This window comes from Paratractidigestivibacter sp. (assembly GCF_963660155.1).
GTDB lineage: Bacteria > Actinomycetota > Coriobacteriia > Coriobacteriales > Atopobiaceae > Paratractidigestivibacter.
Map to the genome: position 1 here is coordinate 52,535 of NZ_CAVKWG010000017.1, position 12,423 is coordinate 64,957.

Here is a 12,423-nt window from a genome sequence, read left to right on the forward strand (position 1 = left end):
CGGGTTTATGCTGGCAAGCGTTGCAATTCGAGTTTTACAGGAGCCATACACGTGGACAACACCTTTACCGACCTCTCCCACATCAACGTCAAGGGCGGAGACGGCGGCGCCGGCTGCATGAGCTTCCGCCGCGAGGCCTTCGTGCCCAAGGGCGGTCCAGACGGCGGCGACGGCGGGCACGGCGGCGACGTCATCGTCGTTGCCGATGCTCAGCTCTCCTCGCTTATCGACTACCGCTATAAGCATCACTTCCGCGCCGGCCGCGGCACCCACGGCAAGGGCGCCCGCCGTCACGGGTCTGCGGGCGACGACCTGATCCTGCGCGTGCCGCTGGGTACCGTCGTGCGCGAGCTCGATCCCGACACGCAGAAACCCGTCTTCGAGATCGCCGACCTCACACAGCCCGGAGAGCGCGTCATCGTGGCCCCCGGCGGCCGCGGCGGCCTCGGCAACACCCACTTCGTCACCTCCGTGCGCCGCGCCCCGGCCTTCGCCGAGAAGGGCGAGCCGGCCCTCGAGCACTGGATCGAGCTCGAGATGAAGCTCATGGCCGACGCCGCCCTCGTGGGCATGCCGTCTGTGGGCAAGAGCTCCATCATCGCCCACATCAGCGCCGCGCGCCCCAAGGTCGCCGACTACCCGTTCACCACGCTCGTGCCGAACCTCGGCGTCGCGCGCGCGGGCAACGGCCAGTCGTTCGTCGCGGCGGACGTCCCGGGCCTCATCGAGGGGGCGAGCGAGGGCAAGGGCCTGGGCCATCAGTTCCTGCGCCACATCGAGCGCACGGCCCTTATCATGCACGTCGTCGACATCACGGGCGGCTATGAGGGCCGCGACGTCGTCGATGACTACAAGACCATCAACGCCGAGCTCGAGGCCTATGCCGCCGAGCTCGCTGAACGCCCGCAGATCGTCGTGGCCAACAAGTGCGATCTTCCCGGCTACGAGGACCAGATCGAGCGCTTGCGTGTCGCAGCGGAGGCCGACGGCCACCAGTTCTTCGCCGTCTCCGCGGCGACTGGCGCGGGCCTCGACGAGCTCGTTACGGTCGTTGCCGGCGAGGTCGCCAAGCTCCGCGTGGAGCTCAAGGCCGTCGAGCCCGAGCGCGACCTCTCCGAGCAGTGGGAGCGCCAGCGCCAGCGTCGCGACTCCTCCATCCGCATCACGCGCGAGGACGGCTGCGCCTGGCGCGTCGAGGGCGGCGCCATCGAGCGAATGGTCATCCAGACCGACTGGGAGAACGAGGACGCCGTGGCCTACCTGCAGCACCGCTTCAACCGCTGCGGCCTCGACGACAAGCTGCGCCGTGCAGGCGCCGCCAACGGCGACGAGGTGCGTATCCTCGGCTTCGAGTTCGAGTACGAGGGCGACGGCCCCGACGACTTCGCCGAGATCGAGGAGGCCGAGGAGGAGCTTCTCACCGATGAGGTGGGGGAGTAGTGGCGGGCAGGCTCATCGTGTTCAAGATCGGCTCCTCCACCTTGGTGGATGCCGAGGGCAAACTCGACAGGCCCTTTATCCGCTCGCTCTGCGACCAGATCGTGCGCCTGCGCGATGCCGGCGATAGGGTTGTCGTCGTCTCTTCGGGCGCCTCTGCCGCCGGCCGCGACGTGCTCGGCTTCTCCGAGCGCCCGAGCGACATCGCGACGCTGCAGGCCTGTGCCTCCGTCGGGCAGACGGCGCTCACCGAGGCCTATGCGGAGGTGCTGCGCGAGCGCGGCATCGCCTGCGGCCAGGTCCTGCTCACCCGCCGCGACGTCGTCGACCGCGACGGTTACCTCAATGCCCGAAACACCTTGACCAGGCTCCTTGAGCTGGGTGCGGTTCCCGTGGTCAACGAGAACGACACCGTCTCGGTCGCCGAGTTCACCTTCGGCGACAACGACATGCTGGGGGCAATCGTCTCGGGTCTCGTGGACGCCGACCTCTACATCATCATGTCCGACGTCGACGGCCTCTACACGGCCAACCCGCAGCGGGACCCGACGGCCGAGCTCATCGACGTCGTTACCGAGGTCGATCACAGCATCTCGGCCATGGCGGGCGACTCCGCCTCGAGTTTCGGCACCGGCGGCATGTCCTCCAAGGTTCGCGCCGCCCGCGCGATGATGGCCGCGGGCATCCCGACCGTCATCTGCGAGGGCCGCCGCAAGGGCGTGCTTCTCGACGTCGCCGCCGGCAAGAAGGTCGGCACCCTTTTCCAGCCGCAGTCCGACGGTGGCCACGAGATGGGGCGCAAGCTCTGGATCGGCCTGGCCGAGGTCGTGCGCGGCACGCTCGTTCTCGACGAAGGCGCCGCCCGCGCGGTGCTCGGCAACGGGGCCTCCATCCTTCCTGTCGGCGTGACGCGCATCGAGGGCGATTTCGCCTCAGGCGAGGTCGTCAACGTGACGAGCCCTGCCGGCGACCTCATCGGCCGCGGCGTCGTGCGATACTCTTCGGAGGACATGGGCCGCGTCCGCGGCCTCAAGCTCGACGTCATCGCCCGTTTCCTCGGCGACGACGCGGCTGTGCCCGCTATCCACCGAGACGAACTTCTCGTTTTCTAAGCAAAGGAGATTCATGGGACAGGCACTCGATAAGGCTAGCCTCGCCCGCGAGGCCTCGTTTGAGCTCGTGAAGGCCTCGGCCGAGGTTCGCTCGAAGGCCATCTCGGCCGCAGCCTCGCTGATGCGAGAGAATGCGGCGCAGGTCGTTGCGGCAAATGCGCTCGATATGGACCGCGCCCGCAAGGCCGGCATGAAGGAGAGCCTGCTCGACAGGCTCTATCTCGACGAGGCGCGCGTGCGCGGCATCGCCGACGCCATGGACGAGGTGGCCGCCCAAGCTGACCCAATCGGCCGCGTCCTCGACGGCTACATCAACGCCGACGGCCTGCGCATCGAGAAGGTCACAGTGCCCCTGGGCGTCGTTGCCATGGTCTACGAGGCGAGGCCGAACGTGACGGCCGACGCCTTCGCGCTCTGCATGCGCGCGGGCAACGCGTGCCTGCTCAAGGGCGGCAGCGCCGCCAACGCGAGCTGCATGGCAATCGCCGAGCTCTGCCGCCGCGCCTGCGTCGAGGCCGCCCTTCCCGCCGATTCCGTGGCCTATATCGAGGACGACGCTGAGCACACCCAGACGGCCGAGCTCCTCGGCGCCGCGGGCCTCGTCGATGTGCTCATCCCGCGCGGCGGTGCCGGACTTATCCAGACCTGTGTTCAGAACGCCAAGGTCCCCACCATCGAGACGGGCACCGGCAATTGCCACATCTACGTGCACGCAGATGCCGACCTGAATAAGGCCATCCCCATACTCCTGAACGCCAAGACGCAGCGCATCGGCGTCTGCAACGCCGCAGAGTCGCTGCTCGTGGACGAGGCGATCGCCGATGTGGCGCTTCCGAAGCTCGTCGGTGCCCTCGCTGACGCCGGCGTGCTCGTCCACGGTGACGAGGCCGCGCGCGCGGCCGCGAAGGAAGCGGGGGCCCTTGAGCACTTCGAGGACGCTACTGAGGATGATTGGGGCCGCGAGTACCTCGCGCTCGAGTTGAGCGTGCGCGTCGTATCCGGCCTCGACGAGGCCATCGCCCACATCAACCGCTACGGCACCCGACACTCCGAGGCCATCGTGACAGAGTCTTACGCGGCAGCTGAGCGCTTCTTGAACGAGGTCGATGCCTCAACCGTCTACGTCAACGCCTCGACGCGCTTCACCGACGGCGGCGTCTTCGGCCTCGGCGGCGAGATCGGCATCTCGACGCAGAAGCTGCACGTACGCGGCCCCATGGGCGCAGGTGCCCTGACCAGCACGAAGTACCTGGTCCGTGGATGGGGGCAGACGCGATGAGCTACGACGCCGAGCGGCTGAGGGAGATGGGCTTGCCCGAGCTGGGCGTGACGCCCGAGAAGACGTACCGTCTCGGCATCATGGGCGGGACCTTCGACCCTATCCACCACGGTCACCTCGTCGCCGCCGAGCAAGCGTACTCCGACCTCAAGCTCAACGTCGTTCTTTTTATGCCTGCCGGGCGGCCCGCCTTCAAGCAGGATAAGGAGGTGACATCTGCCGAGGACCGCTACGCGATGACGCTTCTGGCCACGGCCGACAACCCCCACTTCTTGGCCTCGCGCTTCGAGATCGACCGCGAGGGCGTGACGTATACGGCCGATACGCTTCGACTTCTTCGTGAAGCGTACCCGGAAAACGTCGAGCTCTACTTCATAACGGGCGCCGACGCCATCGCCGAGATCGTCACGTGGCACGAGGCTGCGACCATAGCCGCCAACGCCCACCTGGTCGCGGCCACGCGCCCCGGGTACAATCTCGACCACGCGATGGACGCCATCGAGAATTCCGGCATCGATTTTGACGTCACCTACCTCTCGGTCCCGGCGCTCGCCATCTCTTCCTCCTATCTGCGCGAGCGCGTTGCCGAGGGGCAAGGGCTGCGCTACCTCACGCCGGACTCCGTGACGGGCTATCTCCACAAGCACCGTCTTTACGGCGCCTCTACTCGCCACTTCGGACAGACCGGGGATGTGTTCGCTTAAATGGCATCGAAGAAGAATAAGGCGTCAAAGATGCGCGGCGCTTGTTATACCCCTTCCCAGCTGGCCTTTATTGCCCAAGTAGAGGCCGACCTTGCGATTCAGCTCCAATCAAAGCCCAAACGCCTGGCACACTCGATGTCGGTCGCTTCCACAGCGGAGTCGCTCGCGCTCATGTACGGCGTCGACCCGTTCCTCGCTCGGGTCGCCGGTCTTTTGCACGACTGGGACAAGGTGTTGTCCGACGAAGAGCTCATTGCCCGCGCCGAGGCACTCGAGCTTGATTTCGGGGGAGACGACTACAAGGACGTGAAGCCGCTGCTTCATGGCTGCGTCGCCGCGCGTGAGCTGCCCGAGCGCTACCCCGACCTTCCCGACGAGGTCTGGCACGCCATCAGTGTCCATACGACCGGCGGCTATCGGATGGGCCCGCTCGACAAGGTCCTCTTCGTGGCCGACGGCATCGAACCCTTGCGTCCAGCATCCAAGGGGATCGAGGAGACCCGCGCCCTCGTCGGCCGCGCCTCTCTTGACGACCTCTTCTGGAATTCCTTTGTGGGAGGCATCATCTACGTGCTCAAAGGCGGGCGCCATCTCTACGAGGGAACGATAAGGTTTTATAATGCACTGGCTGCCGAGCGCTCATAGAAGCGCCGCCAGAAACAAATGATCCGTTAGGAGAACCATCTTTATGGCTGCAAGCTCCCTTGACATCGCCCGCGTCGCGGCCCTCGCCGCCGACTCCAAGAAAGCAACCGACATCGTGCTCATCGACCTTATCGGCACGACTGACGTCTGCGACTATTTCCTCATTTGCTCCGGCAACAACAACCGCATGGTCGACTCCATCGTCGATGAGGTCCGCGAGAAGGTCTTCAAGAACTGCGGTATCCGCCCTATCTCGTGTGAGGGTCGCGAGGGACTGAACTGGGTCCTCGTCGATTACGGCTCCGTCTGCGTCCATGTCTTCAACCCCGAGACGCGCGACTTCTACCGACTCGAGCGCCTCTGGGGCGACGCTCCCCGTGTCCATCTCGACCTTGAGGGCGCCATGGCCGACGAGGCCCACGCCGCCGCCCTCGAGGGCGACGAGCCCACCCAGCCCGAGGGATAAGAGGCTGCGTCCACATCACCTGCCCGGGAGCAGCGGATTCTCTCTCATGGCTCAGCGATCGCTTCGCTCGCTGCGCGAAATCGCCCTGAGAGAGAATCCGGTGCTCCCAACCATAAAGCGGGCCGCAAAGAAAACGGTTTCGCTTGGTCCATTGGCGAAGAAAACCTGTCGGCTTGGTCTGTTTTGCCAAGAAAATGGCCCCGCTTGGTCCATTTGCAAAGAAAGCGCCTTCGCTTGGTCTGTTTGGGACCAAGTGAAGGTGTTTTCTTTGCAAAACCACTCCGAGAGCACCAAGCCGAGCCGTTTTCTTTGCGGGCGACCCGGCGGCTCGCCGCCCGGGGCCTTCCGATTCTGCTTTACTGCTCAGAGCTCGCTCTCTTGCGCGAAATCGTAGTAAGGAAGAATCGGGAGGCCCCTACCTATGAGCGGCCCGCAAAGCGGGCTGCAACTGTATTCCCTTCTCTTGTTCTTTGTTGTGGGACGAGAGCCTTCCAACCCTGTAGCCGCCCCGCGCCCCTTTTGGGCGATTTCGCGCAGCGAGTGGACGAAGTGAGCGCTGAGCCCAAAAGGGGCGCGGGCCCGGGGCGGCCCAGTAGCTAGAACTTCTCCTTGTTCATCGGCTGCGTATCGCTGACGCGTCCATCGAAGCGCAGGTCACGCCCATAGCGCACCGAGTCGTCGCCGAACCGCGCCTTCAGCGCGTCTGTCGCCGCCGCCAGCCTCTCGGCCTTCTCGTCGCGCACCTCCTGGTCGGTCTGGAAGAGCCCGAGCTGCACGGGCTCGGCTTCGTCGAACCCCGACACCCCGACCCCGAGCAGGCGCACCTTCATCCCCGGCGACCAGATCTGCGGCAGGAGCCGGAGCGCCTCTCGGCCGAACACGCTCTCCTGGTCGGTCCGGGAGGGGAGGGCGGCCTGCGCCGTGTGGCCCGTGCGGGCGTCGTACTTGAGCTTGAGCGTTACCGTGCGGCCTTTGAGCCCCTTGGTCCGCAGCCGTCTGCCCACGAGCCCCGAGATATGCATCACGGCGGCCTTGACCTCGTCTTCGTTGATAAGGTCCTCGCCAAAGGTGCGCTCGTTCGACACGCTTTTGGGCACCTCGTGTTCCGCTGCGGCGGCCACGGCGCTTCTTTCCAGCCCGGCGGCCCTCATGACCATGCGGGGGCCCGCCACGCCGAACATGCGCTGCGCATCGGTGCAAGAGAGGCGGGAGAGCTGCCCGAGCGTCTTTATGCCCATGCCCTCGAGCTTTGCCTGCGTGGCCGTCCCGATGCCGCTCATGGCTCCCACGGGCAGCGGTGCCAGAAACTTCCTCTCGGTGCCCGGCCACACGGCGGTGAGGCCGCGCGGTTTTTCCTGCTCCGAGGCGATCTTGGCTACGGTCTTGTTCGGGCCTACGCCAATCGAGCACGTGATGCCCAGCTCGGCCACGCGTGCCTGGACGCGGGCGCAGATGGCGACCGGGTTCTCCCGCGAGAAACGGCCGGGCGTCACGTCGAAGAACGCCTCATCTATGGACACCTGCTCCACGAGCGGCGTCTCATCCAGCAAGAAGCTCATAACGATGTCGCTCATCTCGTGGTAGCGCTCGTAGCGTCCCTGCGTCCAGATGGCCTGCGGGCAGAGCCTCTCGGCCTGGAACGCCGGCATCGCTGAGTGCACACCGAAACGCCGCGCCTCGTAGGAGGCCGTGGAGACGACGCCGCGCTTCTTGGACGAGCCGCCCACGATGACGGGTTTCCCGCGCCAGTCGGGGTGGTCAAGCTGCTCGACGGACGCGAAGAAAGCGTCGAGGTCGAGAAGTCCGATGGCCGGCCCCTTCCACTCGAGGGCGCCGTTTTCGGTGTCGCGGTATGTCTCGTGTTGTCCCATAGGGCGATTATAGGTCGGCGGCCCACGACTCGCCTGCCATTTGGGGACAGTCCCCTTTTTGCATGCGACACGTCGTTTCAAGCAAGTCGCCCACCGATCCGGCGACGAGCTCGCGGCCTCCTCGCGCGTGCAAAAAGGGGACTGCCCCCCAAACGGCAGGCGGGCCGTGCATCCTAAAGGGTTACGTGGAAGGTGGTCCCGCTGGCGGCGTCGCTCGTGGCCCAGATCTTGCCGCCGTGGGCATCGACGATGCTCTTGGCGATTGCGAGCCCTAGCCCGAAACCGCCTGTCTCTTCGCGGCTGCGCGCCTTGTCGGTGCGATAGAAGCGGTCGAACAGGTGCGCGAGGTCCTCGGCATCGATGACGGCGCCCTTGTTGTTCACGGTAACGTGCGCCTTCTTGCCGTCGCGCCGGGCGGACAGCTTGACCTCCGAATCCTTCGCCGCGTACTTCGTGGCGTTGTCGACGAGTGTGTTCATCACGCGCTCGAGCTGCTGCTTGTCGCCGGTGACCATAACCTCGGGCTCCGTCTCGCAGCTAATGGTGCAGCCACGCTCGAAAGCGACGGCGTCGAACTCGAGTGCGCACTCGTCGACGATCTCGGAGAGGTCGAGCTCCACCATCGGCCCCGCTGCCCCGACGGATCCCGCCTTGGCCTCGTCGGCGCGCGCGAGGGTGAGAAGGTCCTCGACAAGGCCCTTCATGTGCTCGGCCTCGTCGGCGGTGCGACCCACCCAGCGCATGTCCTCGGCGCTCATATCCTTAGACCTCTGCAGGATCTGCACGTTTGCCAAAATAACCGCGAGCGGGGTCTTGAGCTCGTGCGACGCGTCGGATATAAAACGCCGCTGCGCGTCCCAGGCTTCGCTTACGGGCTTGATCGATCGGTTCGCGAGCGCCCGGGAGACCGCGTAGAGCGCGCAGAGCGACATGAGGAAGATGATGACGCCCGAGATGCCTTGCCTAATGAGCGAGACGTCCCTCGAGTAGGTGTCGCAGATGGCGATCCTCAGGCCATACACGGTGCTCTTCTTGGCCCATGCGAGGTGCCTCGCCCAATTGGTTCCGCTCGTCTCGCTACCCGAGACGGCCTTCGCCACGATCTCGTCGAGCGCGTCCTCGTCGAGGCCGACGGGAGATTCGGACTTGTTGAGGACGATGCCGCTCGGGGTGACGTCGACCGAGACGGTGAGCATCGAGTCTGCGCCCACGGTGCCCTCGCGGTCCTTCGACCCCATCTGCGGGTTCAACGCGTGCCCCACCTCCAGGCCACGGTTGAGCAGCGACATCGTCACGTTGTTTTGCATGGTCACGTTGCTCACGAAGGTCATGACGAGGGCTATGAGCAGGACCACGCCGGAGAGACCGAACGTAATGAGCGTGAATTCGCGTCGTAGCTTGTCGAGCATCGCGTGTCTCCTCGAGCGATGGTTCTTGGCACAAAATAAGGCCGCCGACGAAGCGCCGGCGGCCGCAGTCCCCTAAAGGTTAAAGCACCTCGAGGCGGTATCCAAGCATGCGCAGCGTGGTTACCTGCACCTTGGAACCGACATGGGCGAGTTTCTTGCGAAGGAAGCTCACGTAGGCCTCGACGGAGTTCTCGGAAGCCTCGCCGTCGGTGCCCCACACACGGGTGAGCAGGTCCTGCTTGGACACGACGCGGGAGTTCGAGCCCATGAGGATGCTCAGGACCTCGAACTCCTTGCCGGAGAGATGGACGGACTTCTCGCCGCACGAGAGGTCGTGGGTCGTGAGGTCGAGCACGATGTCGGCGAACTTGATCTCGTCGATAAGGACCTCGCCGCGGCGGCGGGTGAGCGCGCGGAGGCGGGCGAGGAGCTCCGGCGCCTCGAAAGGCTTGGTCATGTAGTCGTCGGCGCCAGCGTCGAGGCCGGCGACCTTGTCCTCGGTGGAGGTGCGCGCGGTGAGCATGAGCACCGGGGTCGCCACGTTCTCGCGGCGCATCTGGTGCACGACGTCGTAGCCGCTCATGCCGGGCAGCATCACGTCGAGCACAATAGCATCGTACAGGCCACTCTTCGCGCAGGTCAGGCCAGCTTTGCCGTCATAGGTGGCCTCGGCGTTGTAACCTTCGTCCTCAAGGATCTTGACGATGGCGTCGGCGAGGTTACGCTCGTCCTCGACAACCAGGATGTTCATGCTCTACCTCCGATTTTTCAGGCAGCTGAGTGCTTTGATTTGCGCCTATACTACCTACAGGCGCTTAAAAACCACTGAACCACAGGTCTCGACCACGATTTCTGCGCGCAGGTTCACAAAAACTGCACCTTGCGCGCCAAAACTTATGTCGTAAGATAAGAAATTGCTTTGTGGCCCTGCGGTGCGGGCCCACCTTTCCTACTTCGCGCACCGCTCGTACAGAGGAGTTTTACTTTGGCAGTCAAGATTCGCCTGGCCCGTCACGGTGCCAAGAAGCGTCCGTACTATCGCGTCGTCGTCGCCGACAGCCGCATGCCCCGCGACGGTCGCTACATCGAGCTCGTCGGTCGCTACAACCCGCTGACCAACCCCAAGACCATCGAGATCAACCTCGACAAGGTCGATGAGTGGATCGGCAAGGGGGCTCAGATGTCTAACGCGGTCGAGCACCTCGTTGCCATCGTCCGCGAGGGCGAGCCGGTCAAGCAGGAGAAGAACAAGATCTCCAAGAAGGCCGCTGCCAAGGCCGCCGCTGCTGCTGAGGCTGCTGCTGAGGCTGCTGCCGACGCCGAGTAGTCCCCATGGAGACCACCGAAAGCGTCGAGCTCTCGGCCACGGACTCCGAGGAGATGCCCTCCGACAAGGTCGCTGACCTGGTCGAGTACATTGTTTGCGGGCTTGTTGACGACGAGGACTCCGTTTCGCTCGATGTCACCGATTCCGAAAGTGGCGCGCTCATCGAGGTTTCGTGCTCCGAGGAGGACGCAGGCCGTGTGATCGGCCGCAAGGGTCGCACCATCAAGGCTATCCGCACGCTTGCGCGCGCCCTCGGGCAGCGCGTTGGCACCGAAGTCGAGGTCGAGGTCTTGGGTTAGGTCCATGCGAGAGCGTTATAGATGCATAGCCCGTGTGCAGAAGTCACACGGTAAAATAGGGGAGGTCGTGGCGGTTCCCGTCCACGGCCTTCCCGCCGTATTGGCCGAGGGGCTCGACGTGTGCGTGGTGCCGCCGCGGCTTAAGGGCGAGCGCTGGAAAACTGTCGAGTCCTGTTTCGAGGACAACCGCGAGGGCAGCCTCATCCATCTTTCAGGGGTGGACGGCATCGACGAGGCCAAAGCGCTCGTCGGCCGCTACCTTCTTGCCCGTGAGTCCGACCTGCCTGACGACATCGACCTGCACGACGTCGATCGGCTCCTCGGGCGCGAGGTCGCAGACGAGAGGCTCGGCCTTAGCGGTCGCATCACCGAGGTCATGCGCGGCGTCGCCAACGACGTCTGGGTCATCGACGCAGGCGGCGAGGAGCTGCTGTTGCCGGTCATCGAGCGCGTCGTGATGGAGGTGCCCGAACAGGGTGCCATCACCGTCGACGCCGAGGGCTTCTACGGCCTCGAGGGGAGGTAGCCCTTGATTTTCGAGACCATCTCCGTCTTCCCGGACGTGTTCGAGCCCTATCTCGGCGCCTCCATCATGGGCCGCGCCGAGAAGGCCGGTATCGCCGAGTTTTGCCATCACGACCTGCGCGACTGGACCCATGACCGTCACCGCACGGTCGACGACGCGCCCTTCGGCGGCGGGCAGGGCATGCTCATGAAGCCTGCGCCCATCTTCGAGGCGGTCGAGGCTGTCCGCGACGGGCGCCCCGAACGGGCCCGCGTCGTGTTCTTCTCGCCGGTCGGCACCCCGTATACCCAGCGCTGCGCCGAGCGCCTGAGCCAAGAGGAGCGCCTTATCTTCGTGTGCGGGCGCTACGAGGGCATGGACGAGCGCTGCTACACCCTCGCCGACGACGTCATCTGCCTCGGGGACTACGTGCTCACGGGCGGCGAGCTGCCCGCGCTCGTGGTCATCGATTCGGTGGTGAGGCTGCTTCCCGGGGCCCTCGGGGACTCCATGAGCGCCGTCGACGAATCGTTCTCCGACTCGGGGCTGCTCGAGTACTCCCAGTACACGCGCCCCGCGAGCTACCGCGGCATGGACGTGCCGCCCGTGCTCTTGTCCGGCGACCACGCCAAAGTGGACGCCTGGAGGCGCGCCGACGCCGTTGAGCGCACCGCGCATTGGCGCCCGGACCTTATCGATGGCGCCGACCTCACCGCAGACGAGCTTGCCCGCGCGCGCTTGTTTATAGATCCGGAAGGGGAGTGAGCCGAATGCCCTCCGACAACAAAGAAGGCCGCGGCGTGCTCGGTTTTATCGTTGAGCTCATCGTGACCGTTGCCATCGCCATCGGCGTCGCCTTCGCGCTTCGCACCTTCGTGTTCGGCGTCTACGTCGTCCCCACCGGCTCGATGCTCGATACCATCCAGAAGGGCGATATGCTCATCGGCGAGAAGGTCACGCTTCACTGGCAATCCCCGCAGGTTGGCGACGTCGTCACCTTCGATAGCCCGACCGAGCCCGGCACGACGCTCATCAAACGCGTCGTCGCCGTGGGTGGCCAGACCATCGACCTGCGCGACGGCAAGCTCTACGTGGACGGCGTCGAGCAGAACGAGCCCTATACAGAGGGTAAGGAGACCGCGTCTTTGTCGGATTACTCCGGCAGCGCCGGGATCACCTATCCCTACACGGTCCCCGAGGGCTATATATTTTGCATGGGCGATAACCGCACGAACTCGCTCGACTCACGTTATTTCGGCCCGGTCTCGGTTGATGCCGTATCATCTAAGGGCCTGTTCATCTACTGGCCGCTCAGCGACGCCCGTCTCCTCTAGGCGCTAAGCGGACACGGCAAGAAGAAGGAAGCGAG

At 65.0% G+C, this 12,423-nt stretch carries 14 protein-coding genes; 11 read left to right on the forward strand and 3 right to left on the reverse strand.

Annotation, left to right across the window (positions count from 1 at the left end; all coding sequences use genetic code 11):
• Nucleotides 1-51: 51 nt before the first annotated feature.
• The 6 genes from obgE to rsfS are packed head-to-tail and all read left to right on the forward strand — an operon-like array spanning nucleotide 52 to nucleotide 5,643.
• Complete coding sequence (gene obgE, locus U5709_RS02505) at nucleotides 52-1,440, forward strand: GTPase ObgE (protein WP_321972689.1); 1,389 nt, start codon at nucleotides 52-54, stop codon at nucleotides 1,438-1,440.
• Nucleotides 1,440-2,549 (forward strand): glutamate 5-kinase, encoded by a 1,110-nt coding sequence (gene proB, locus U5709_RS02510; protein ID WP_321971430.1) that lies wholly within the window; start codon nucleotides 1,440-1,442, stop codon nucleotides 2,547-2,549. Before obgE ends, proB begins: the two co-directional genes overlap by 1 nt.
• Before the next feature lie 13 nt (nucleotides 2,550-2,562).
• Complete coding sequence (locus U5709_RS02515; RefSeq protein WP_321972690.1) at nucleotides 2,563-3,828, forward strand: glutamate-5-semialdehyde dehydrogenase; 1,266 nt, start codon at nucleotides 2,563-2,565, stop codon at nucleotides 3,826-3,828.
• Nucleotides 3,825-4,532, forward strand: a complete 708-nt coding sequence (nadD, locus tag U5709_RS02520) for a nicotinate-nucleotide adenylyltransferase (RefSeq protein WP_415913444.1) — start codon at nucleotides 3,825-3,827, stop codon at nucleotides 4,530-4,532. Before U5709_RS02515 ends, nadD begins: the two co-directional genes overlap by 4 nt.
• Nucleotides 4,533-5,177 carry a bis(5'-nucleosyl)-tetraphosphatase (symmetrical) YqeK gene (yqeK, locus tag U5709_RS02525; RefSeq protein WP_321971428.1) on the forward strand — a complete coding sequence of 215 codons (645 nt, stop codon included), beginning with the start codon at nucleotides 4,533-4,535 and terminating at the stop codon, nucleotides 5,175-5,177.
• 43 nt (nucleotides 5,178-5,220) lie between these two features.
• Entirely contained in the window at nucleotides 5,221-5,643 is a 423-nt protein-coding gene (gene rsfS / locus U5709_RS02530; protein ID WP_321971427.1) for a ribosome silencing factor, read from the forward strand.
• A 596-nt stretch (nucleotides 5,644-6,239) separates the two neighbouring features.
• Here rsfS and dinB read toward each other — a convergent pair.
• From dinB to U5709_RS02545, 3 genes are all read right to left on the reverse strand, one after another.
• Nucleotides 6,240-7,514 (reverse strand): DNA polymerase IV, encoded by a 1,275-nt coding sequence (gene dinB, locus U5709_RS02535; protein WP_321972691.1) that lies wholly within the window; start codon nucleotides 7,512-7,514, stop codon nucleotides 6,240-6,242.
• 173 nt (nucleotides 7,515-7,687) lie between these two features.
• A complete protein-coding gene (locus tag U5709_RS02540) occupies nucleotides 7,688-8,923 on the reverse strand; it encodes a HAMP domain-containing sensor histidine kinase (protein WP_321971425.1) in 1,236 nt (411 codons plus the stop codon).
• Nucleotides 8,924-9,002: 79 nt separating this feature from the next.
• Nucleotides 9,003-9,674, reverse strand: a complete 672-nt coding sequence (locus U5709_RS02545) for a response regulator transcription factor (RefSeq protein ID WP_321971424.1) — start codon at nucleotides 9,672-9,674, stop codon at nucleotides 9,003-9,005.
• 234 nt (nucleotides 9,675-9,908) lie between these two features.
• Between U5709_RS02545 and rpsP the strand changes: the two genes are divergently transcribed.
• Genes rpsP through lepB form a run of 5 tightly spaced genes read left to right on the forward strand, consistent with a single transcriptional unit; the run spans nucleotide 9,909 to nucleotide 12,388 of the window.
• A complete protein-coding gene (gene rpsP / locus U5709_RS02550; protein ID WP_321971423.1) occupies nucleotides 9,909-10,250 on the forward strand; it encodes a 30S ribosomal protein S16 in 342 nt (113 codons plus the stop codon).
• A gap of 5 nt (nucleotides 10,251-10,255) precedes the next feature.
• On the forward strand, nucleotides 10,256-10,549 hold the full coding sequence (locus U5709_RS02555; RefSeq protein WP_321971422.1) for a KH domain-containing protein: 294 nt from the start codon (nucleotides 10,256-10,258) through the stop codon (nucleotides 10,547-10,549).
• A 4-nt stretch (nucleotides 10,550-10,553) separates the two neighbouring features.
• The gene (locus U5709_RS02560; RefSeq protein WP_321972692.1) at nucleotides 10,554-11,075 is read left to right on the forward strand and encodes a 16S rRNA processing protein RimM; all 522 of its coding nucleotides are present in this window, start codon (nucleotides 10,554-10,556) and stop codon (nucleotides 11,073-11,075) included.
• Between the two features lie 3 nt (nucleotides 11,076-11,078).
• Nucleotides 11,079-11,819 carry a tRNA (guanosine(37)-N1)-methyltransferase TrmD gene (gene trmD, locus U5709_RS02565; RefSeq protein WP_321972693.1) on the forward strand — a complete coding sequence of 247 codons (741 nt, stop codon included), beginning with the start codon at nucleotides 11,079-11,081 and terminating at the stop codon, nucleotides 11,817-11,819.
• Nucleotides 11,820-11,824: 5 nt separating this feature from the next.
• Nucleotides 11,825-12,388: a signal peptidase I gene (gene lepB, locus U5709_RS02570; protein ID WP_321971419.1), complete on the forward strand. Its 564-nt coding sequence runs from the start codon at nucleotides 11,825-11,827 to the stop codon at nucleotides 12,386-12,388.
• The last annotated feature ends 35 nt before the right edge of the window (nucleotides 12,389-12,423 follow it).